Source organism: Sulfurovum iocasae (assembly GCF_047716765.1).
Taxonomy (GTDB): Bacteria; Campylobacterota; Campylobacteria; order Campylobacterales; family Sulfurovaceae; genus Sulfurovum.
In genome coordinates this window covers 1,301,411-1,323,782 of record NZ_CP180410.1, presented here as the reverse complement: position 1 = coordinate 1,323,782, position 22,372 = coordinate 1,301,411, and the positions used below count along the sequence as shown (strand labels likewise).

At 37.4% G+C, this 22,372-nt stretch carries 23 protein-coding genes, 1 pseudogene and 2 riboswitches; of the genes and pseudogenes, 14 read left to right on the top strand and 10 right to left on the bottom strand.

What is annotated here, in order from left to right; genetic code table 11:
- Positions 1-136: 136 nt before the first annotated feature.
- Positions 137-1,165 carry a phosphatase PAP2 family protein gene (locus ACLHDG_RS06460; RefSeq protein ID WP_415408188.1) on the top strand — a complete coding sequence of 343 codons (1,029 nt, stop codon included), beginning with the start codon at positions 137-139 and terminating at the stop codon, positions 1,163-1,165.
- Between the two features lie 21 nt (positions 1,166-1,186).
- Here ACLHDG_RS06460 and ACLHDG_RS06455 read toward each other — a convergent pair whose 3' ends face one another.
- From ACLHDG_RS06455 to ACLHDG_RS06435, 5 genes are all read right to left on the bottom strand, one after another.
- Positions 1,187-1,813 (bottom strand): HAD family hydrolase, encoded by a 627-nt coding sequence (locus ACLHDG_RS06455; RefSeq protein WP_415408187.1) that lies wholly within the window; start codon positions 1,811-1,813, stop codon positions 1,187-1,189.
- Complete coding sequence (locus ACLHDG_RS06450; RefSeq protein WP_415408186.1) at positions 1,813-2,727, bottom strand: PDC sensor domain-containing protein; 915 nt, start codon at positions 2,725-2,727, stop codon at positions 1,813-1,815. The genes ACLHDG_RS06455 and ACLHDG_RS06450 overlap by 1 nt, the downstream gene beginning before the upstream one ends.
- A gap of 104 nt (positions 2,728-2,831) precedes the next feature.
- Positions 2,832-3,647, bottom strand: a complete 816-nt coding sequence (locus tag ACLHDG_RS06445; RefSeq protein WP_415408185.1) for a phosphatidylserine decarboxylase — start codon at positions 3,645-3,647, stop codon at positions 2,832-2,834.
- Complete coding sequence (locus tag ACLHDG_RS06440; protein WP_415408184.1) at positions 3,640-4,473, bottom strand: hypothetical protein; 834 nt, start codon at positions 4,471-4,473, stop codon at positions 3,640-3,642. The genes ACLHDG_RS06445 and ACLHDG_RS06440 overlap by 8 nt, the downstream gene beginning before the upstream one ends.
- Complete coding sequence (locus ACLHDG_RS06435) at positions 4,470-4,931, bottom strand: iron-sulfur cluster assembly scaffold protein (protein WP_415408183.1); 462 nt, start codon at positions 4,929-4,931, stop codon at positions 4,470-4,472. Before ACLHDG_RS06435 ends, ACLHDG_RS06440 begins: the two co-directional genes overlap by 4 nt.
- Before the next feature lie 113 nt (positions 4,932-5,044).
- Here ACLHDG_RS06435 and ACLHDG_RS06430 point away from each other — a divergent pair, with 113 nt between their 5' ends.
- The 5 genes from ACLHDG_RS06430 to ACLHDG_RS06410 all read left to right on the top strand — a co-directional run bounded on the left by ACLHDG_RS06430 (position 5,045) and on the right by ACLHDG_RS06410 (position 9,922).
- Positions 5,045-5,782, top strand: a complete 738-nt coding sequence (locus tag ACLHDG_RS06430) for an exonuclease domain-containing protein (protein WP_415408182.1) — start codon at positions 5,045-5,047, stop codon at positions 5,780-5,782.
- 99 nt (positions 5,783-5,881) lie between these two features.
- Entirely contained in the window at positions 5,882-6,946 is a 1,065-nt protein-coding gene (locus tag ACLHDG_RS06425) for a hypothetical protein (RefSeq protein WP_415408181.1), read from the top strand.
- 97 nt (positions 6,947-7,043) lie between these two features.
- The gene (gene gltX / locus ACLHDG_RS06420) at positions 7,044-8,351 is read left to right on the top strand and encodes a glutamate--tRNA ligase (protein WP_415408180.1); all 1,308 of its coding nucleotides are present in this window, start codon (positions 7,044-7,046) and stop codon (positions 8,349-8,351) included.
- On the top strand, positions 8,348-8,623 hold the full coding sequence (locus tag ACLHDG_RS06415; protein WP_415408179.1) for a YggT family protein: 276 nt from the start codon (positions 8,348-8,350) through the stop codon (positions 8,621-8,623). The genes gltX and ACLHDG_RS06415 overlap by 4 nt, the downstream gene beginning before the upstream one ends.
- Before the next feature lie 3 nt (positions 8,624-8,626).
- The gene (locus ACLHDG_RS06410) at positions 8,627-9,922 is read left to right on the top strand and encodes a lytic transglycosylase domain-containing protein (protein ID WP_415408178.1); all 1,296 of its coding nucleotides are present in this window, start codon (positions 8,627-8,629) and stop codon (positions 9,920-9,922) included.
- A 6-nt stretch (positions 9,923-9,928) separates the two neighbouring features.
- Here ACLHDG_RS06410 and ACLHDG_RS06405 read toward each other — a convergent pair whose 3' ends face one another.
- Complete coding sequence (locus ACLHDG_RS06405) at positions 9,929-10,447, bottom strand: hypothetical protein (RefSeq protein WP_415408177.1); 519 nt, start codon at positions 10,445-10,447, stop codon at positions 9,929-9,931.
- 87 nt (positions 10,448-10,534) lie between these two features.
- Here ACLHDG_RS06405 and mobB point away from each other — a divergent pair, with 87 nt between their 5' ends.
- The 3 genes from mobB to ACLHDG_RS06390 are packed head-to-tail and all read left to right on the top strand — an operon-like array spanning position 10,535 to position 12,097.
- Positions 10,535-11,032 carry a molybdopterin-guanine dinucleotide biosynthesis protein B gene (mobB, locus tag ACLHDG_RS06400; protein ID WP_415408176.1) on the top strand — a complete coding sequence of 166 codons (498 nt, stop codon included), beginning with the start codon at positions 10,535-10,537 and terminating at the stop codon, positions 11,030-11,032.
- A gap of 16 nt (positions 11,033-11,048) precedes the next feature.
- Positions 11,049-11,900, top strand: coding sequence for a class 1 fructose-bisphosphatase (locus tag ACLHDG_RS06395; RefSeq protein ID WP_415408175.1), 852 nt, complete (start codon positions 11,049-11,051; stop codon positions 11,898-11,900).
- Entirely contained in the window at positions 11,900-12,097 is a 198-nt protein-coding gene (locus tag ACLHDG_RS06390; protein ID WP_415408174.1) for a hypothetical protein, read from the top strand. The genes ACLHDG_RS06395 and ACLHDG_RS06390 overlap by 1 nt, the downstream gene beginning before the upstream one ends.
- A gap of 46 nt (positions 12,098-12,143) precedes the next feature.
- On the opposite strand, the pseudogene ACLHDG_RS06385 reads toward ACLHDG_RS06390, so the two are convergent.
- From ACLHDG_RS06385 to ACLHDG_RS06370, 4 genes and pseudogenes are all read right to left on the bottom strand, one after another.
- Positions 12,144-13,383, bottom strand: a pseudogene (locus ACLHDG_RS06385) (IS256 family transposase).
- A 36-nt stretch (positions 13,384-13,419) separates the two neighbouring features.
- Positions 13,420-13,668 (bottom strand): GIY-YIG nuclease family protein, encoded by a 249-nt coding sequence (locus ACLHDG_RS06380; RefSeq protein ID WP_415408173.1) that lies wholly within the window; start codon positions 13,666-13,668, stop codon positions 13,420-13,422.
- Between the two features lie 41 nt (positions 13,669-13,709).
- Positions 13,710-14,135, bottom strand: coding sequence for a hypothetical protein (locus tag ACLHDG_RS06375; protein WP_415408172.1), 426 nt, complete (start codon positions 14,133-14,135; stop codon positions 13,710-13,712).
- A 237-nt stretch (positions 14,136-14,372) separates the two neighbouring features.
- Positions 14,373-15,509 (bottom strand): carboxypeptidase regulatory-like domain-containing protein, encoded by a 1,137-nt coding sequence (locus ACLHDG_RS06370; RefSeq protein ID WP_415408171.1) that lies wholly within the window; start codon positions 15,507-15,509, stop codon positions 14,373-14,375.
- Positions 15,510-15,637: 128 nt separating this feature from the next.
- Positions 15,638-15,715: riboswitch (cyclic di-GMP riboswitch) on the bottom strand.
- Between the two features lie 62 nt (positions 15,716-15,777).
- Positions 15,778-15,855: riboswitch (cyclic di-GMP riboswitch) on the bottom strand.
- 170 nt (positions 15,856-16,025) lie between these two features.
- On the opposite strand from ACLHDG_RS06370, the gene metG reads away from it, so the two are divergent.
- The 5 genes from metG (at position 16,026) to ACLHDG_RS06345 (ending at position 22,237) form a co-directional block, all read left to right on the top strand.
- Positions 16,026-17,972, top strand: a complete 1,947-nt coding sequence (metG, locus tag ACLHDG_RS06365; RefSeq protein ID WP_415408170.1) for a methionine--tRNA ligase — start codon at positions 16,026-16,028, stop codon at positions 17,970-17,972.
- A gap of 9 nt (positions 17,973-17,981) precedes the next feature.
- Positions 17,982-18,962 (top strand): hypothetical protein, encoded by a 981-nt coding sequence (locus tag ACLHDG_RS06360; protein ID WP_415408169.1) that lies wholly within the window; start codon positions 17,982-17,984, stop codon positions 18,960-18,962.
- 476 nt (positions 18,963-19,438) lie between these two features.
- Positions 19,439-20,992, top strand: coding sequence for a glutamate synthase-related protein (locus ACLHDG_RS06355; protein WP_415408168.1), 1,554 nt, complete (start codon positions 19,439-19,441; stop codon positions 20,990-20,992).
- 86 nt (positions 20,993-21,078) lie between these two features.
- On the top strand, positions 21,079-21,474 hold the full coding sequence (locus ACLHDG_RS06350) for a VOC family protein (RefSeq protein ID WP_415408167.1): 396 nt from the start codon (positions 21,079-21,081) through the stop codon (positions 21,472-21,474).
- Positions 21,475-21,655: 181 nt separating this feature from the next.
- Positions 21,656-22,237: an NAD(P)H-dependent oxidoreductase gene (locus ACLHDG_RS06345; RefSeq protein WP_415408166.1), complete on the top strand. Its 582-nt coding sequence runs from the start codon at positions 21,656-21,658 to the stop codon at positions 22,235-22,237.
- Positions 22,238-22,372: the final 135 nt, after the last annotated feature.

The following is a 22,372-nucleotide window of genomic DNA, read 5'->3' as shown; positions in this document are numbered from 1 at the left end:
CGTAATATAGCGAAATGTGTATTATAGATGCAAATGCTATTTTATCCAAACTGCACCATGATCATAAAGTGTATTAGTTATAATAATTGAAATAAAAAAATTTTAATTTAATAATATATCTTTTAGATAGGACAACATGGAAGATCATAACTTCTCTCAAAAATACTATACAATAGTAATCGACTGGATCATGGCAATTCCTTTATGGATCGATCTATTAGTATTGAGTGCAGTAATAATAAGCCTTTATCTAGTCATGCATAAATTCTTACCTGTAATACATAATACAGTCTTACCATTCATACGATCAATTTGGGGTTCAATAAAAGATGCCTTTGGTAAAAATCATGATTGGATCTCACTAAAAAAACAATATCCTCGACTCTTCTCTTTCATTCATACTCGTCTGGATACTTCACACTTTCGTGGGCTCGCTTTGACACTCTTTTCTCTTCTTCTTCTCTATATCATAGCCCTTTTTGGTGGGCTGGTAGAGGATGTGATGACCCATGACAGTATTGTAGAGATCGACCAGAGTATCTCCGTATGGAGTGCTACGATTAGGACTGATTTCTTCAATAACTTCTTTTGGGCTATCACACAGCTGGGTAGAATATGGGTGATCGGTTTTTTGGTTGCTTTTTTTTCACTCTTTTTATGGTTTTCCCATAGACGCTACTATCTGTTGGGACTTTATGTGAGTATCATTGGCTCTGAAATATTGACAATTACGGGCAAATATGCCTTTGCCAGAGAGAGACCTTCCGGTGCATTCTACCATGAAGCACTCTACTCTTTTCCTAGTGGACATGCAACGCTTGCTGTCGCTTTTTTTGGCTTTGTACTTTATACCTTTTTCCAAGAGACACCAAATTTTCGTAGCAAATTAAACCTCTTTTTCATTGCCTTGATCCTGATCTTTCTTATAGGAATGAGTCGTATCTATTTGGGGGTACACTATGTGAGTGATGTCTGGGCGGGCTATCTGATAGGAGCAATGTGGATGGTTATCGGTATCGCACTGAGTGAATACCAAAGAAGTAATACTTCTTGTAAAAAACTTGACCTAAAACAGAGTCATCATCTGGCATTCTTCATTGGAATGTTAGCATTCATTTGTTATCTTCTGTTTCTATACTGGCATCCGTTGACTGCAAACTATTAGATCTATGATAGAAAAACTTAATCACCACTTCTGTTCTAATATACTATGAAGGTCCCCAACAGACCTTACAGCATTACTGTGATCAGTAAAACCCCAGTCTACCATGATATAGTCTATCTCAGCCTTTTTACTTGCCATTTCATCTCTTGGACCATCACCGATAAAAAGTGAATCATCCGCATGTATATCCAGTTCATCTAAGATCTTATACAACATATCCGGGTGTGGCTTGCCTTTAGCTACATCATCATAACACGCTATGGTATCAAAATGATCATAGATATCCAGATAACTCAGCGATTCTATGGTTGAACCTCTGTAGGCATTTGTGGCCACTGCAAGAGCATGTCCTTTGTTTTTAAGAGCTTCAAGTAACTCTTTAATACCCCCATAAAGTACCAACTCTTGTTCATGATTTTTCGTATAGTATTCTGAAAACCACTGTTCATGATGTGGTTCAAATTTACGTGTATGATAAAATGTTTGTGCCGGGTTAAGCGTATGATCATTGACCCGCTTCAGGATATACTCTTGAGTCATAGGCTCAAACCCCAGGTTTTGGCGTACATAGTTAATAGCATTGGCTATGGTCAGTGAAGAGTTGACAAGAGTACCATCCATATCGAAGATTATCAGTGTTTGACTCACTATTTCACCTGTTTTTCTTGTCTACTTGCTTTGATGTAAATAGAAAGTCCTATGATGAGTGCAGTGACACCGCCGATAAGATACACCGCATACAGAAGCTGACTAGGATCAGTCAATGCAAACTTGAATACCAACATCAATGCCTCGATAGAAAGAGCGATGATAATAGACCCCAGGAAGCGTACCATAGTTTGATGAGCATCTCCGGAAGCATGCTTCTTCTCTTGTCCCAGAACCTCTTCTTCAAAGATGGCTTTAACCAGATCAACAATGGCCAAAGAGAGTGTAAGCAAAATGGTAGATTTAAACATTTGATTGATATCGATACTGGAAAAATCAATCCCAAAGTGCATAAAACTTGTCACACCTTTAATGAACAGAAGCATCGCTACAGCAAAAAGTGCTAAAGAGAAAGCACTGTAAACAACCCTGCTTACCGTACCAAATGTAGAGTCAATGGAACTTGGATGTATCATCTTAAGAATATTCTGAAGAGTGATATCTATGCAGATGATCGCTAAAATATTATTGTCTTTATCATATAGAGGAAATGTTGCTGTAACTACAAGCTCATTACTTACAAGTGAAGGATAAGGATCTGTAAGCATACAGCGATGCTCTTCAAGTGTTTTATAGTAATACGCCCTGTCACTTCTGTTATCCCCTTTTCCAAAACCATTTAGTTTTGGGCTAGAAGAGATATTATCAACCATTTGGATACCATTAGCATCGATCGCAAAGATCACTTCACTTTTAGGCAAAGCTTCTTTTAGGTTTTTGATCTTAGAAATAACACTTTCGAGTGTACCACCCTCCATACTTTGAGATATGTTACGGCTCATGATGTAGCATAGATAAGCTCTAGCCTTAGTACGTATCTGCGAATACTCTTGTATCTCTTTAACAACTAACATGACATATCCTTTATTATCTTCTTCTTAAAGATGAACAAAGTACATCTTTAATTCATCTCACTAAAGTTTTGCCTTTGGCAAGAAAAAAATTATTTAATTTTTTATTATTGGATTTTCCCTAAAACATCAGTAAATGATACTTTCTGATTGATAGCTACTTCCGGAACGATACTTCCTTTTTGAGAGAAAGTCAAGATAGTAGAACCCATCTCAAACCAACCATAAAAATCTCCTCTTTCTACCCATAGATCCTCATACTTATAGTGTACAGGTTCTCTTATCTCTGAATTTGTTCTTACTTTTTCTTCAAAGGTAACAACCATTTGACCTACATTGAGTGCAGCTACAAGTACAAGTACCTGTGTTCTACCCTTCTCATCTTCACACTCTATGATCACTCTTTCATTTTCTATAAACAGATCCACTTTGTTACGAAGCAGTGGAAAGTTTACAGGATAGTGTTTACCGGGAATATGTGTCAATGTGTTGACTTTGAGACGCATTGGCATATGGTAACGATGATAATCTTTAGGAGAAAGATAGAAGTTGATAAACTCCCCTCCTTCTACTCTACTCACTGCATCTCGATGGTGCTCTCCAAACAACTCTTCAATGCTATAACTCATCCCTTTGATCTGATAGGCTTTGCCATCAGTGATGGTTCCTGCATCAGTAATAAGTGCATCTGCTCCTGAAATAAACAGATTTTCATCTTCCGGTAATTCTCTGGGTGTTTCCAATGCTCTGGTAAAAAGCTTGTTAAGTGTTTTGTAAGAGCTAGGCTCTCTAAACTCACTCATATCAAGTCCCATCAGTTTGACATAACTGGCATTAATAAAATGTTGTATAGATGAAGGAAATGCTTTGCTTGCAAACTTTCCAAAACCACTTGAGATAACAGAAGTAAAATGTTTAGGCATTTGTATCCTTTGTAAAGTGTTTTAATGCATCTTCCATAAGTGAAATATGATAGTTTTCCTGATGATTAATGAAGTCAAAGAATTTTTCTAATTCCGGACTGTCTTTCGCTACCGCTTCAGAGAGCTTTTTACACTCCTCCTTTGCTGCAAGCTCTTCATTTATACCATCTTTAAGAAATTTCACCACATCATCAACCTGATACAGTTCTTTCATCACGATACGAGGCACCGCAAGCAGACCCATCTTTGCCTGCATATCTCCAAAACTCTTAAGATGGAAGAAACTCTCATCGATGAGTATTTGGAAGATCCTATTCATATACGCATCATCACTGTGTGCTTTAAGATAGTTGTATATCATGATGAGTTCATACTCTTTATAACTCTCTTCAAAAAGGAAAAGTGTCAGTGCATCTGTAGCCTCTTGTGTTAATGCTACACCGGGGAAAGTACGTTCCATATTAAAAGCAGTAATGACTTCATCACTCATATGATGTATCACATCTCTTATATAATGAATATCCGTAGAGATACGAGCTGCCAGCGCTTTATCTGGAGAGCTGATAAGTTGTAGATCGATCTCATTAAGTCGAATGATAATATTTTTCAAAAGATCACTTAATCTTTCTACTTTTATAGGTATCTGATCTCTATCATAACTGTATGACTCACCTAATTCAATAAGTTCATTTTCAATCCATGTGAAGTGTCTAAAGAGAATATCTGAAAAATCAAAAAGTACTTGTTTATTTTGGGTTTTACTCATAAACCCTGCCATAAGTACTTCCAGCCAAACTTCATGCGTTTTGATCATTAATGTTTTCATACTTCTTCCTTTACTTGATTTTCTTCTTTTGGCACACAACTGTTTGAAACCGTATAAGTGATCACAGGAAAATCAGGATCTTCTAGTCGTTCTTCATAGGTATCTACAGCTGCACCTAATGCCAATGCCACCATCTCTGAACACGCTGCATCTTCTGTAGGAAGTCTATCGAGTAGTTTCATTGTTGCTTCTATAAGATTTCTCACTCCATTAATGTTAAGTTCTCTCGCCTCTTCAGTGATCATAGATCCCGCAACAACTGTTGTCGTACAGCCTATAGCCTGAAAAGAAATATCTTCAATATACGCTCCATCGTCATCCGTAGTCACTCTAAGATAGACAGCTACCTTTTCTCCATTTTCAGGGTTTTTCCCTATCCCCTCTGCATTGGAACCTGCTAAAGTACCATAGTTTTTAGGGTTCATCATGTGCTCTATAAGTTGTGCATCAACATTCATTTACGTTCCTGTATTTTATGTATATAAAAAGTATTATATCCATTTGTTATTAATTAGGCAAAAACTATAGAAAAAAACGTTATGATTTGCATACAAATTGAATAAGGTAACTCATGGCAAAATACGTACTTTTCGATACAGAAACCACAGGAAATCAAGAGCAAGACCGTATCATACAGGTAGGTGCGATGATAGTACATAGTAAAGATAGTATAGAAGTCTATGATGAGCTTTGTTCTGCACCATTAGAGATCAGCATCGAAGCGATGGAAGTGCACAACATTACACCTGATGTCATTGCAAATCAAGCTCCTTACGAAGAAACAGTTTTTGCAAAAAAAGTAGTCGAGTTAAACCAAAAAGAGAACTATCTCATCGCACACAATATCAATTTTGACCTGGCCATGCTTGAAAAAGAAGGTTTTGAAAATAGCTATACACTTGTAGACACCCTACGTTGTGCCAAACATCTTCTCCCTGATATGCCTTACCACCGTCTGCAGTATCTACGTTATGCCTTAGAGCTCTATAAAATAGAACAGGCAGAAGCAGCAAAACTTGATATTGTCATCAAAGCACATGATGCAATCGGTGATGTTGTAGTAATGAAGTTACTTCTCTCCAAGCTTGTTGCCCTCACAAAAGAACAATTTCCCGGGCTAAACCCAATGGAGCAACTCGCAGAGCTGACGCAAACCCCTGTGCTGATGAAAACATTTAAGTTTGGAAAATATAAAGGTAGAGATATCAATGAAATTTCAGGTGAAGATATGGGCTACATCAAATGGATGAGAAACAATCTTGACCTGGATGAAGACATGGCGTTTACTTTAGATTATTATTTGAGATAATTAAATCGATCCAACTAAACATCTAGGATACTTAGAGAATTCAACTAACTTTATGTATCATCATAAAATAGATACGTTTTTTATCAGGATTTAGAAATAATGATCATTTTTAGAACTATCACTCTCTTATCACTATTACTTTCTCTGTCAAATGCAGATATAAATAGTACTACACAAAATGAACCTCATTATATCGATGAAACACATACAACACTCTCAAAAGAGGTACTTGAATGGTCCAATACCATAGATACAACACTAAGTGGTTGGTTAGAAGATAATGAAACAAATACTACTACCATTGAGCCTGATATATCTACCCATACAATAGAAAACAACCAAACTAGATCTATAGACTCGTTTTTTCAAAGTAACAAGTACTTTAATGAGACGAATGATGCTTTTATACGTGTTCGAATAGACAGTGAATTTCAATCAAAAGAGTCCAGCGATTTTCACCTCAGGCTCGAGACACAATTACCACTGAGAAAAAGTAAAAAAAGTTTTAAGATCTTTGTTGACGATCTCACTTTGGATAATGTTCAAAATATAATAAAGAATGAGGAGAAAGATCATGCAGCTCCAGATATTGGAGTTCATTATTTTGCACCAGAAACATATGGTATAGACTCTAGATATTCAGTTGGTTTTGGCCGATCTTATTTTTTTGTCAGTGCCAGGTACTTCATGTCTCTTAACGCAGGTGAGTGGAAAATAGATCCTACCCAACTATTTAAATATTCGACTAAAGATGCATTTGAAGAAGAGACAAATATCTACTTTGACAAGCAACTCACAGATCTATCACTCTTCAGGATCCAATTTCACAGAAAAACTGAGGATAAGACCGATGGTATGGACTATGCATTTTCCCTTCAATACTACTGGAGTCCAAAAAAAGATACCGGTATCAGGCTTTCACAATCGTTTTTTGGTAACACAGAATATCCATATGTGGTAGATAAAAATACTGAGCCTCCACAAATAAAAACCTATGGCGGCATAAACAATTATGCTACTTCTTTAAGCTGGAGACAAAATATCTGGCGTAAATGGTTTTATTATGAAGTGCGTCCTGGAGTAAACTTTCACAAATATCATGATTATGAAGCAAATTACACATTTCGTTTTTTTCTTGACTTTTATTTTGGAGAGTTCCGTTAGTAAATTTTGTTGATAAAAACCCCTGATTTATCACCATTTCAGTAAAAAACCTTATAATAGCATCCAATACTATTTAATCATTATCGGAGTCACATAAATGCTAAGATTTGCCCCTTCACCTACTGGTGACATGCACATAGGAAACCTACGTGTAGCCATTTTTAACTATATGGTTGCTAAACAAAAAGATGTCAATTTTATTATACGTATAGAAGATACAGACAAAGAGCGTAACATAGAAGGAAAAGATACAGAGATCTTGCAGATCTTGGAGAAGTTTGCACTGCCGCATGACTCTGTGAGTCACCAGAGTGAAAACCTTCATATGCATCAGACACTTGCTATCAGACTGATTGAAGAGAAAAAAGCTTTTGTCTGTACCTGTACACCGGAGCAACTGGAAGCTGACAGAGAAGATGCAAAGAAAAACAGAGTTGCATACCGCTACAGTGGTCGTTGTTCTTATGTAGGTGCTGAAGAGTTGGCAAAACTCAAAGAAGATAAAATACCATTTGTGATCCGCATCAAAACTCCTGATGCAGCTATTACCAATCATGATCTTATCAAAGGTGATATTGTCACTGCACCCAATGAAGTAGATAGTTTTGTTATCCTTAGAGCTGATTCAACACCTACCTACAACTTTGCTTGTGCCTGTGATGACATGATCTCCGGGGTAAGCCTCATCGTAAGAGGAGAAGATCACCTCTCCAACACACCTAAACAAAAACACATCAAACAGCTTTTAGGCTATGAACAAGAGACTGAATATGCACACCTGCCTATCATCCTCAATACAGAGGGGAAGAAGATGAGTAAAAGAGACGATGCAAGTTCTGTGAAATGGCTCTTTAAGCAAGGCTTTGTCCCTGATGCCATTGCCAACTATCTTATACTCTTGGGGAATAAAGCACCTACTGAAATATTTACGATGCCGGAAGCACTGGAATGGTTCAAACTGGAACATATCTCAAAATCTGCTGCCAAGTTTGACATAGACAAACTTCGTTTTATCAACCGCATGCACCTTGGAATGATGGATGACAAAAGACTTTCATCTCTCTTTGGTTTTGCAGATACAGATATTGGTAAACTGGCTAAGATCTACCTGGAAGAAGCAAGTACGCTCAATGAGCTTGAAGCTAAGATAAAACCTATCTTCATACCTAAAGACTTTGAGAGTGAGTGGGGAGAACAGATGCGTATCATGGAAAAACTCATCGCAGATGCACCGATGATCGATACTTTTGATGAATTTAAATCTTACATCATGAAAGAGAGTGGACTTAAAGGCAAAAACTTCTTTAAGCCTCTTAGACTCTTGCTTACAGGTGCCGAACATGGTCCGGAACTTAGTGACATTTATCCACTTATCAAATCTTATCTATTGGAGGTAGCCTCATGAGTGCCCTTATATATGCCATCGTACAAACCCTACATACAGTAATGAATCTTTACATTTGGATAGTCATCATCGCTGCACTACTCAGTTTTGTGCGTCCTGACCCAAATAATCCAATAGTACAAATACTGTATCGTTTAACAGAGCCTGCACTTGACTTCATCAGACGAAAAATGCCATTTGTTGTCTTCTCAGGAGTAGACCTATCTCCACTGGTTATCATCTTGGGACTGCAATTGCTCGATAACTTTATGATGCGTGCAGTTTTAGGGTAAGTGATGAAAATAAAGTATCTATTTATGACACTTATCGCTGGCTTTTATTTAAGTACATCTGCACTTGAAGCTAAGTCATATACCTACTCAGAGGTACATAAAATGCCTCAAAGTGTTGAAAAAGACTACTATATTTGGCGTTTTCTCACTCAAAAAAGCACTACATCAAGAGAAGCAAAGGCTATTATACAGGATGCTGACCGTTTAAACAAAAAGCTCAAAGTTGCCTATAAAAAGAAAACAGGAAAAAATGCTCGTTTAAACCCTAAGCCTCCTCTTTTTAAAACTACTAATAAAGATAAAAATGCCTGGAAACAGACAGCACAGGCAAATAAGTATTTTAATGACGGTATCAAGATGGTAGAACGTAAAAAACTTCAAAAAGCCATTACCAATTTTCATAATGCACATAGACTATATACCAAACGATGGGAAAAAGACAAATCACTCTTTTGGCTCTATCTTTTAACAAAAGAGAAAAAGTATCTTAGTAAAATAAAAAAGAGTTATCATATTAATATGTATACCCTTTTGGCAGCTGATATTACCCATAGTAAATATCCTAAAACAATAATCACACCTCGTGTAAACAAAAATCGTGTTTTTGGGATTGATGCAAAAGATCCTATCGACTGGGCCAAAATGAAAGCTAAAATGAATCTTCCTGATGCAGACCTGGACGATCTTGCAGACGACTGTGAGTCTCAGGCAACCATTGGTATGCATACATATCTCAAAGCCAAAGCATGCAACTATCAAAAATCCTATTTCCCTATGCCTTACCGAAGAACTATGAAACAATTTTCAAAAAAACGGCAAGCTCTCATCTACGCTATTGCCAGACAAGAGAGTCGCTTTATCCCTGCTTCTGTTTCACGTTCTTTTGCACTTGGGATGATGCAATTCATGCCTTTTCTCATCGAGCATATTGCCAAGAAAAAAGGAGAGCACATGGATCTTGATATGATGTTCAGCCCTTACAAAGCCATAGAATATGCAGACTTCCATCTTGATTATTTGAATAAGTATCTCTATCATCCTCTTTTTGTAGCCTATGCATACAATGGAGGTATAGGCTTTACAAAAAGGCTCATTAAAAAACCTAATTATTTTAGGACTGGTGCATTTGAACCTTATTTAAGTATGGAGAAGATGACCAACATAGAAGCCAGAGAGTATGGAAAACGTGTTCTCACAAACTATGTTATTTATCTTAATAAACTTGGCAAATCAACACGTCTCCTGCCATTTATAAAAACATTGACAAACCCCGCAGAGACAGATAAATTTAGAAAATAGAACCCTCTAAAATGCTTCTTTGGTCAATACATACTTTGCCACTTTGGCAAAGTGTAACTCACCTTTACCATACAGTTCACTTTCAAAGATCAATTTAAAACTTTTTTTTGAAGTATGGGGAAAAGTAATAAGGTAGAAATAATTCCACTCTGATACAAAAGAGATATGTTTCAACAGAGGATCATCTGCTACCAATTCCTGAATACTTTTAGGGACAGAGCCATTAAGTGTTAGACTGTATCCTTCTTGATCAAATGATTCCTCTTCCATCTCTTCTATATAAATACCCACTATAAAAACTTCATCTGGTTTATGCTCTTTATCTACATTTTGTTCATTAAGGTAAGTTGCAGTCAGTAATGCTTTAGTAGTATTTCCATCATAAAGTTGTGTTTTTTCAGTTTTTTGGAGTTGTTGATGATAAGACTTGTTTTTCTCATACGCTTGCATGAGTGCTTTTTCTTCTTTAGAGGTACAACCTGCAAGGAGAGCCATAGTACTAAGTGTCAATATTATATTACGCATCTGCTCTCCTTTATAATTATGAAGATTTTAACATAGTTTCAATAAAGTTTTAAGTATAATTGAAATAACTTAACTAAAGGTTTATGCGTGAAGAGAAGAGTTGCAGTAGCATTTACAGGACCCTCCGGCAGTGGGAAAACCACTCTTGTGGAGAAAGTAGCAAAAGTACTTATAGAAAAGCAAAAAGTTGCTATCATCAAAAATGATCCTAAAGACAAAGCTGTGTTTGATGTCGAAGGGAAAGACAGTTACAAGTTTTCTCAAACCGGTGCTGAAGTTGTTGTGACTTCTCCTACACGTACTACATACTTTTCTCAGAGAGAAAAAACACTTGATGATATCGTAGCGATGATAAAAGACTTTGATATCTTACTTGTAGAGGGCCTTAAAACACTTCCTCTGCCACGTATAGCAATCTTTAGAAATGAGATTGATGAGAGTTACTTTGATTGCAGTGAAGCTATTGCTGTGGATGAAACGATCAACCTAGCACAGTATACCATACCGAAAGATATCGATATACTTGACCTTAACGATACTGCTCAGATCATAGAGTGGATCAAGCATAATGCTAAAAACATATAAACAGAAGGAGATATAAATGCTAAGTATATTTGACACCATTAAAAAGGTTGCGATCAAGATAGACCATGCGATCAAAACTGAAGACTTAGGATACAGTGACAGTGAAAACACTTCAGGTGAAGAACAACTCAAGCTAGATGTTAAGTGTGACTATATCATAGAACAGGCTTTTAAAGATATCTCTATTGTTAAAGCTTTGGTAAGTGAAGAGAAAGAAGGTGTTTTAGTACTGCATGATGATGGAAAATATACGATCTGCTATGATCCTCTTGATGGTTCAAGCCTTGCAGATGTCAACCTCTCTGTAGGAACTATCTTTGGTATCTACGAAGGTGAACTCAAAGGTGAAAACCTTGTCGCTGCTGCCTATGTGGTTTATGGTCCTCGTATCGAACTTCTACTTGCTACAAAAGAAGAAACTCCTTTACACTATAGAGCCAATGAAGGACTTTTTGATTTCATCAAGGAAATAAAACTTGAAGAAAAAGGTAAGCTCAATGCTCCAGGAGGTACACAGCAGAACTGGAGTGGACATCATAAAACATTTGTAGATGATCTTTTTGCTGAAGGGTACCGCCTCAGATACTCTGGTGGTATGGTTCCGGATCTTCATCAAATACTCCTCAAAGGCGGCGGAATATTCTCTTACCCCGGTACTTCAGATAAACCCGACGGAAAACTCAGACAACTTTTTGAAGTGATCCCTTTTGCCTTTATGTTTGAACAAGCCGGTGGTCAAGCAGTTAACGATAAGGGAATGAGACTCATGGAACTTATTCCTGCACACCCACACGATACCAGCCCATGTTTCTTTGGTTCAAACTATGAGATAAATGCTCTCAAAGAGGCTTATGGAGTTAAGGCATAATGTCTGAAGAAGTACTTGATGAATGGAAGATAGCTCTCAAGCAAAAAAAAATACAACTTGAAGCCTGTCAAGCAGAACATCAGGTAAAAAGTTGCATGTGTTGCGAGAAACTACTTGACTGCGAAGTTCGGGACTCTTACATCAAAGCAGTTTACGACAGCATGAGTAAAGGTGCAGGTGGAGGGTTTGAGTTTTAATTGAGAGCGTTTAAAATTCCGTGTCAGCCACAATTAGTAACATAAGTTACACCTCTAGATATTTATCTAATCTCCCTTCAAAGAAGATAGCCAGTTGAGAAATAGTCAAAGACCAATTCCAAACTGGCATAGTCCATTTTTTGGATGCATTCTGAATACCCATATAAAGTAATTTCATAAGGCTGTTTTCATTAGGGAAAGCCCCTTTGGTTTTGGTCAGTTTTCTGAACTGGCGATGTACCGATTCAATAATATTTGTCGTATAGATGATCTTTCTGATCTCTGCTGGATACTTGAAATAATAAGAGAGGTTCTCCCACTTATTTCTCCAGGACTGGATGACGATAGGATACATACTGCCCCATTTTTCTTCCAGTCTGTCAAGTTCAAGTTCAGCTGATTCTTTGGAGACGGCTTTGTAGACCAGTTTCAGATCCTTCATAAACTCTTTTTGATTCTTTGAAGCCACATATTTGAGTGAGTTTCTTATCTGATGAACGATACAGAGTTGAACTTCTGTATCGGGAAAGATAGTCTTTATTGCTTCAGGAAAACCATTAAGACCATCTACACTGGCAATAAGAATATCTTCAATACCTCTGTTATGTAGATCGGTAAGTACCTGTAGCCAGAAGTTGGCTCCTTCATTCTCAGAGATATAAAGTCCCAGTACCTCTTTTCTTCCTTCCAGATTTACACCCAGTATTGTATAGACAGCTTTAGATACATATCTTCCATCTTCCTTTATTTTATAATGTATAGCATCAAGCCATACAAAGGGATACATTGCCTCTAATGGTCTTGCCTGCCACTCTTTGACTTTGGAGATGATCTTATCCGTAATAAGGCTGATTGTAGCAGTTGAGATAGATACCTGGTATATCTCTTCAATATGTGAAGAGATATCTCTGTAACTCATTCCTAAGCCGTACATGGAAAGGATCTTCTCTTCTATCTCATCAGATATAGTAGTTTGGTGTTTTTTAACGATCTGGGGTTCAAAGGTACCGCTACGATCTCTTGGAGTTTCAAGTTCAAAAGTACCATCACTGGTACCCTTAATGGTTTTTCTATTAGAACCGTTACGTCTGTTCTTTCGTCCCGAGAGAACATCATCTGCAATATGAGATTCTATTTCTGCTTCAAGTGCAGCTTCTGTGAGTTGTTTGATCAGTGGAGCTAAGAGACCTCCTTTACCGGTGAGTCTTTTACCACTTCTAAATTCATCGAGTATTTCATCGAAATCAAATTCGTATTCTTCTTTCATTGTCAGTCCTTGATAGTATTTTATCAGACTGACACGAAATTTCTAACACTCCCTTTTAATTGGCCCCTATCAACTTTAACTTCTCTGCCCTGCTCATCTTTTTTTTAATTACATACTCTCTTTTAGAAGCCGAACTCCTATCTGGATATTCTTCACTGTAAACTAATCTTACAGGTCTTCTAACACGTGTATATTTTGCTCCTTTATCCGAGCTGTTATGCTCCTCGATGCGACGTTCCAGCTCTGTAGCAATACCCGTATAAAGAGTCTCATCAGCACATTTGAGTATATAAACAAAATACACTAATATCTCCTATGATTTATATATGTGCCAAACAAAGAATTTTAACGTTCCTCTTCCAGAGTATATGGTTTAAAATAAACACGTAAAGCATCATTGGAGATAAGTATTCTTTCTGTCGCTTTGTCTATCTTTGCAAGTCCCTTTCTTGCGGTCATAGTAGCAAAGGTATAAGTGTAAAGCAATACCATAGATTGAGCATAAGAAATATTTTTACAACTATCTACTTCCAGATAATAAGCACGCTTCATATCAATGATCTTATAATACTGTTTATTTTGTATAGTATAGATTTTTTTATTTTCAAATCGTTTTTTTTGTATCTCTTCATTTTCCTGACGAGAAAGTCTCTGCTCATTAAGATGATTTAAAATATTCTTTTTTTCAAGAGGTGTAAATATATCTATTTGATGTCTATTCTTCTTTTCTTCACTTTCAGAAAAAAAATCAATATTTGATATTTCTATCATGAAACCCCTCTTATATGATAATAACACACTTCTTTTATATATTTTATCTACTAAATATTAATAAAGTATTACCTAGGTGAAAAATGCACTATAATATTTGATCATAAAGTCTATTAAAGTAAATTGATCTCCAGAATAGGTATCGTCAATACTTAGTGATAAATACAATATATCACTCTCTTTTGTAAAGGTTTAATTACATAGAGTGATATAAGGAAAAAGGTTATACATTATATTCTATTCTTCTACAATTTTACCAGAAGCGATCGCTGCTATTGTGCCATTATAGTTGGCACCATACTTATTTTTGTAATCATATGCCTTAAGCTGAAAGCTACTGCCTGGTATCACGTTGATCTCAAACATACCATTTTCATCAGTGGTGAGATCACTGCCTATCCAGTTCTCTCCTACAGCATGAACTCTTACATCACTCATAGGTGATCCGTCTTCATTGATAATACGGCCACGGTAAATACCAGCCTCATCCTCAAGTGGTCTGTTCAAACTCCAGCTTCCAAGATGTGAGATCTCACCTTTATAGGTACCATCTTCCTGTAACTCAGCATACCCTTCTTCAAACCACAATCCCTGTTCATAGTCATAATACCATAAAGGAAGAGTATCTGGCTTTTCCAGAGAAGAAACCTTATCAAATCTGAGTGCTACTGTTTCACCCTCAGCAAGACGCAGTCTGTTACCGTTACTGTCTTCAAGTAATATACTGATCAGACCATAAGTATCAAACTGTACCAGTGTACCATTGCTGTTTATTCCTTTAAAAGCACCTGGGAAAACTGCTTTTCCTTCATCAGAAGTAATATCAAAGTATATTAATTCTGCTGTATTCGTTCCGCTATACGGTTTTCCATTGATATCACGATAGGATACAGAAGCATCTATCATGATATGGGCACCGTCAATTTCATCACTGCTATTATAATCCCATTGATAATTATTTGTATGCATACTATATTCCAGATAGTTTGGAGAAGTTGTATTGTCTCCCGATAATGCTTTAAGTTGGATCTGTGTACTGCCGAGGAGATATCCCTCTTTTTCAAAGTTAATAACCGCTTCTTCACTTGCGGTGAGATCAGACAATGTATAGAAGCCATTTTCATCTGTTGTCGTAGTAGATTCGCCGAGACTTACTTTAACATTAGCCAGACCATCTCCGGTGCTGCTGTCTTTGACTTGTCCGCTGTGAACAGCTTTGGCAGTAGGCGTTGTTGTTTCTATTGTTGAAGGAGAGGTTGATACCGTTGTTGCTGTAGTAGAACTTGCACTCCCACCGCCTCCACCACATGCAGTAAAGAGGAAGAGTACAGCAGTAAGAGCAAAAACATTTTTTATATTTAATAAAAGAGACATATTATTCACCTTAGTTTAAATTTTTAAATTGTTATATTTAAACCTGTAGGTGAGGGAACGGAAGAAGAAAGTATCTGTAAATTGCAATAATTAAAGATACAAAACTAATTAAAATCAATTAATATAGTTTAGGCAACCCGGCTATCTCTAAAAAGAGACCCGTGGCTTTCCGTCTCCGCTTCACAACGGGTTTGGCAATAACATTAATAAATATATATATGAAAAAGGTTCATTCGAAAGAAAGAATGCAACATCAAAAAACTTTTTTGATGGTAACCCGGCTATCTCAAAGATAAGACCCGTGGCTTTCCGTCCTCGCTTCACAACGAGTTTGGCCTAATTACATAATTTTTATTATTACATGAATTAACTTAAATTAATATTAATCAGTATGTCAAATTGTATTTGACTAAAACATGGAAAATAACCCTTCCTACAGCATCTTTTGGCTAAGATATCTTTTATAAATTTACTCTACAGTAAACCAAAAACTCATTTGTTTAAGGAACTACAAATATGTCTTGTCACAAAAAAGCCTACATCACAACCCCTATTTATTATGTTAACGACATCGCACACATCGGTCATGCGTACACAACCATCATCGCAGATACTCTTGCTCGCTACTCTCGTATGTCCGGACTAGATACTTTCTTTCTTACCGGTACTGACGAGCATGGTCAGAAGATAGAAGAAGCTGCAAAATCCAGAGGGAAAACAACCCAAACTTATGCAGATGAGATATCCGCAACATTTAAAAACCTCTGGGATGATTTTGACATCTCTTACGATAAATTCATTAGAACTACAGATGCAGACCATATGAAAGGCGTACAAAAAGCCTTTTCAACGATGTATGAGAAAGGTGACATCTATAAAGATACATATAAAGGTCACTACTGTATCTCATGTGAAACTTTTTTCCCGGCTATCCAGCTTGTAGATGATGAATTTTGTCCAGAATGTGGGAAAAGCACAACCGTTGTAGAAGAAGAGAGTTATTTCTTTAGACTTTCAGACTATCAAGACAAACTGCTTCAATACTATGAAGATCATCCTGATTTTATTTTGCCAAAAAGCAAAAGAAATGAAGTGATCCGTTTTGTAGAAGGTGGATTGACAGACCTCTCCATTACAAGAACAAGTTTTGACTGGGGTGTGAAGCTTCCTGAAGATTTTAATGATCCTAAGCATGTCATGTATGTATGGTTAGATGCACTGATGAACTATGTCACTGCTCTAGGGTACGGTACAGATGATAAAGAAATGGATCAATGGCCTGCACGTGTACATCTCATAGGTAAAGATATCTTACGCTTCCATGCGATCTACTGGCCGGCATTTTTAATGAGCCTTGACTTGCCACTTCCTAAGCACATTGCTGCACATGGTTGGTGGACACGTGATGGAGAAAAGATGTCTAAGTCTAAAGGTAACGTTGTAGACCCTAGAGCCGTAGCAGATGCATATGGACTAGACAACTTCCGTTACTTTATGCTTAGAGAAGTACCGTTTGGAGGGGATGGTGATTTTAGCCAAAAAGCACTCATTGACCGTATCAACTCTGACCTTGGTAATGACCTTGGTAACCTGCTGAACCGTCTCATCGGTATGTCAGGGAAATACTTTGAGGGTACCGTAGACTCTGTGAACGTAACCAAATACTACCAAGCTGAATTAGACGAAGTTCATGCATCGCTTGAAAAGTTAGAACCGTTACTCTTTGAGATGCAGATACACCGTTATCTTGAAGAGCTTTGGAGACCACTCACCGTAGCCAACAAAGCCATAGATATGTATCAGCCTTGGACACTCATGAAAGAAGGTAAAGAAGAAGAAGCAATGGCACTTAATGGGCTCATCGCTGCGATACTTGCAAAAGTATCTATAATGCTTTACCCTGTGATGCCTGCTGTATGCACAAAGATCTCAAATGCATTGCACTTCACCATAGACAATAGCTCTTGGAACAGCATGATAAAAGATACAAATCTGCTTGATACATTTGTATTAGAGAAAGTAGACCCTCTTTTCCCTCGTATAGAAGAACCCTTATTAGAGCAGGCGGAACCTATAGATCAAAAAACAGCACCTAAAGCTGAAAGTAAAAAAGAAGAGAAGAAAGAAGAAGGTGTAGCACTTATAGGCATAGACCAATTCTTCCAAACTTCTCTTAAAGTCGGTACCGTTGTAAAAGCTGAAGAGGTACCAAAGAGCAAGAAACTTCTTTTACTACAAGTGGATGTAGGTGAAGACAAGCCTAGACAAGTGGTTGCAGGCATTAAAGAGTGGTACTCTGCAGATGACATGCTGAACACACAAGTCTGTGTCGTAGCCAACCTTAAGCCGGCAAAACTTATGGGTATGCTGAGCGAAGGTATGTTACTTGCCGCCAAAGATGGTGACGGTCTTTGTATGATCCGTCCAGAAAAGCCTAAAACGGCTGGAACGAACATAGGTTAAGAGGCTAATATGAAAATAGAAGATATCTTAAACCTCACAGAGGGTACACTCAGCAATATACCGAAAGTACAAGCCATAGAGTCTGCAACGGTCTACTACTCAAAAGTAGAACATGGTGACCTTTTCTTCTCTTCAAACCAGGAAGAGATAGACCAGGCCATAGCCAACGGTGCCTATGCCATTGTGTATGATGATGACAGTATCGTAAGAAAAGATGAGGAGATCGCGTGGATAAAAGTCTCAGACATACAACTGGCTGCTTTTAAGCTCATCCGTTATGTGATCATCAAAAAAGAGGCAAAGTTTTTTCTACTCTCTGAACATGAACTTACCTTCCTTAAGATGATACTTTTACATAAAGGTAACATCTCTTTTATCGCAAATGACTGGCGTAAAGCTTTTGAACAGATACTTAACTCAGACAGCGGTCTTTTTGTCGGAGCAGATAAGGAACTTATGCAACTTATCAAACCAGACATAAAAAAGCTGGACAGAGAAGTAGAAGGGTATCCTATCTCAGATACCCTTTTTAAATCTACCTTTAAAGTTGACGGATATGTCTATCAGGAAAAAGAACTCATCCCTTTCCATTTGGAATACCTTTTACGTGTAGTTCACTTTTGTAAAACACAAGATCTTCCATTCTCTGTTGACCGCATCAAATATACCAAACATTTTATACCTGTTTTTATAGATGGTGAACTTAAAAGTACCAAACCCAGTAAAAGTGATAAAGTTGCTATATTCACAGACAACATAAAAGACATAGTAGAAGCAAGAGAATACATCAAACGCAGTAACATGTGGGTTAAAGGTATTGTTCTTACACCACCTAAAACAAAAGTACCGGGAATCGACCGTCCTCACTGGTTTGAGGACGAAGCAGAGGTACGTGAATTACTCAAAAATACCCTCTTTAACTATGCATTTATCTATAATGCAGATAAAAGTATCTTGAATACGATTAAAGAAGAGTATTCACTTTTTTAATAAAGCTTCTCTCTCGTTACGTCTCTTTAAGGCGTAATGCATACTTCAATTTTAACTTATAACCACACAAGTCCACCATATTATGGTGATTAGTATATTTGAATCTAGCACTTAGAAGTGGATATAAACTTATTTTTGAATATCTAATTGATATATGCATTCCATCTCAGGAGAGATGGAACGAGAAAAAGTTTATACCCTTCTAAATTCCGTAGGTTTGGTTTCACCAAACGTTTTTCTCTGGTTCCCATCGTCCACGATTCGAAACGATGGGAACGAGTACCGAAAAATCAACCCTATTTAAATAAAGCCATAAATTATATTGTTTCAAATATGACTGACTCCTCTATCGTGTCAAAAAGTAATATTTATAGAACATATAAGTACATATTTTTTTGTCTTTAATAGTACGATTTCAAGTTAATAGATATAGAATGTCCTATAATAAATAGTTAACATTTTAAGAGAAGGTAAATATGAGCAATCCTATCATCGCAGACAACAAACCAAAGAGAGTAACTCTTAATAAGGATGAGGAATATTATTTTTGTGTTTGTGGTCGTTCAAATAAACAACCATTTTGTGATAGCTCACATGCGGGAACAGTATTTAAACCAAGAGTATTTACAGCAGATCAGGACGGCGAAGCCTATTTATGTGCATGCAAGCATACGGGCAATGCGCCTTATTGTGACGGATCACATAAACAGTTTAATGATGAAAATATTGGCAAGGAAGGCCCGGGATTAAAGCTAGAATCTACAGATGTGCCAAATGCCACAGCTACGCCTGAAGAACCAACAGTAACATTTATCCATCAGCTTGCGAGAGAAGGATTGTCTAAATTAGGACATCACGGTCCAATGACTTCTATGGGGGTTCCACGCCATAAGCTACCTCATTGGGATGATCTACAAATTATGGCAGCTCAAATGGCAACTAAACCATTGATGGAAGACCAAGGTGTTGGTACAGAATTCATTATTGGGCCAGAAGCTAAAAAGCCTTTGAAATTGAAAATCCCTTTATTTGTATCTGATATGAGTTTTGGTGCGCTGTCTGAAGAAGCAAAAATATCTTTAGCCAAGGGCGCAGAGCTAGCGGGCACTGGCATATGTTCTGGGGAAGGTGGAATGCTACCTGAAGAGCAAGAAGCAAATACTCGGTATTTTTATGAATTAGCCAGTGCTGGCTTTGGCTACAAAGAAGAGCTATTAAAAAAAGTACAGGCCTTTCATTTTAAAGGTGGACAAGGAGCAAAAACGGGTACAGGCGGATACTTACCAGGTTACAAAAATAAAGGTAAAGTATCTCAAATCAGAGGGATACCTGAAGGCCAACCATCAATATCACCACCCACATTCAAGAATCTTTCCACTGCATCTGATTTTAAGTACTTTGCAGATCATATTAGAGAAATCACAGGTGGTATCCCTATTGGTTTTAAACTCAGTGCAAACCACATAGAAAAAGATATTCAATTTGCACTAGATGCCAGTGCTGATTACATTATATTAGATGGCCGTGGCGGTGGTACGGGTACGGCGCCACAAATGTTCAGGGATCATATCAGTGTGCCGACCATTCCAGCACTAGCACGAGCCCGTCGTTATCTTGATGAACAAGGCGCAAGTGGTCGTGTAACTCTGATTATTACTGGTGGTTTACGCGTTCCAATTGACTTTGTTAAGGCCTTGGCATTAGGTGCAGATGGCATTGCTATTTCAAATAGTGCTATGCAGGCTATTGGTTGTGTTGCAGCCAGAATATGCAACACGAATAACTGCCCAACAGGAATCGCTACACAGAAGGCTGATCTGCGTCAGAGATTAAATATACAAAAGTCATCAGTCCAGTTGCATAACTTTTTTGATGCTTCTGTGGAGTTGATGCAAGTAATGGCTCGGGCTTGCGGTCATGATGATTTAAATAAATTCAATAAAGATGATCTAGCAACATGGCATCGTGAAATGGCTTTATTATCAGGGGTAATGTACTCCGGCTTTGGAAGTCCAACAAACAATGTATAATAAGACGCTGCACTCGAACAAAATAAAGCTGCTCACTACGCTTTATTTTTCCGGTGACTTGGTCGTTATCCAAAAGGAGAAAAAACATGAAAGCGAATAACCTGTCCTCATGCGTCGTTACAGACAAAGTAGATGAAAGCAGAGAGTTTTATATGAAAAACTTCAATGCAAAAATCACTTTTGATTGCGGGTGGTATATCAATATGGAAATTGGTAAAAACACATCGACATTACAGTTCATGGCACCACAGCAACCCGGACAGCCGACATGCGACGGCATCGGCTTGATGTACAACTTCGAAGTCGACGACGTGGACCTTGAGTATGAGAGACTGACACAACTTGGGAACGAGCCCGTCATGCCCCTTGAAGACCACCCGTGGGGAGACAGGGGTTTTGCGATTTTAGACCCAAACGGGATCATGCTCTATATCTATTCGAACACTGAACCCTCAGAAGATTTCAAACAGTACTTTAAATAAGTAGGCGATATTGATTCTCTGGTTCCCATCGTCCCCAATGGTGATCCATACATAAATCAAATTAGTAAATAAATTTCCACTATGTTATAATCATACATATGTATTCCCATTAAAACGATGGGAATGCGTAATAGATAGTTAGTCCACTTAACATTTTATTAAAAGCACAAAGGAGATCATCATGAAAAAGAACGTTTTATTAATTAACGGCCATCAGTATTGGGAAATTTCCAAAGGGGAATTGAACAAGAGCCTGATTGAATTAGCAAAAAAGGTGCTCACTCAAAAAGGGTATTCAGTGAAAACCACACACGTGGAAGATGCTTATGAACCCGAAAAAGAAGTCGAAAAATTAATGTGGGCCGATTTTATTATTTTTCAAACACCTGTGTATTGGTTTTCCATTCCGTGGGGGTTTAAAAAATACATTGATGAAGTGTATATGGCAGGATACGGCATCATGTTTGATGATGATGGAAGAACAAGATCAGAACCTGAAAAGAACTACGGAACGGGTGGGCTTATGCAGGGTAAAAAGTACATGCTCTCTACCACATGGAATGCCCCACGTGGTGCATTTAATAATGAATCAGAGATATTTGAAGGTAAAGATGTGGATGATGTGTTCTTTTATTTTCATAAAGCACAACAGTTTGTCGGCATGGAACACCTACCTGCATTTGCCTGTTATGATGTCTTAAAAAATCCCAATATTGAAGCTGATTTTAAACATTATGAGGAGCACTTAAATACACTGTTCTAGAAATCTGTATTCTCTGGTTCCCATCGTCCCCGATGGTAATCTATACATAAATCAAATTAACAAATAAATTTTCACTATGCTATAATTTTGCATATATATTCTCATCGAGATGATGGAATGAGTAGCAATAGGAGC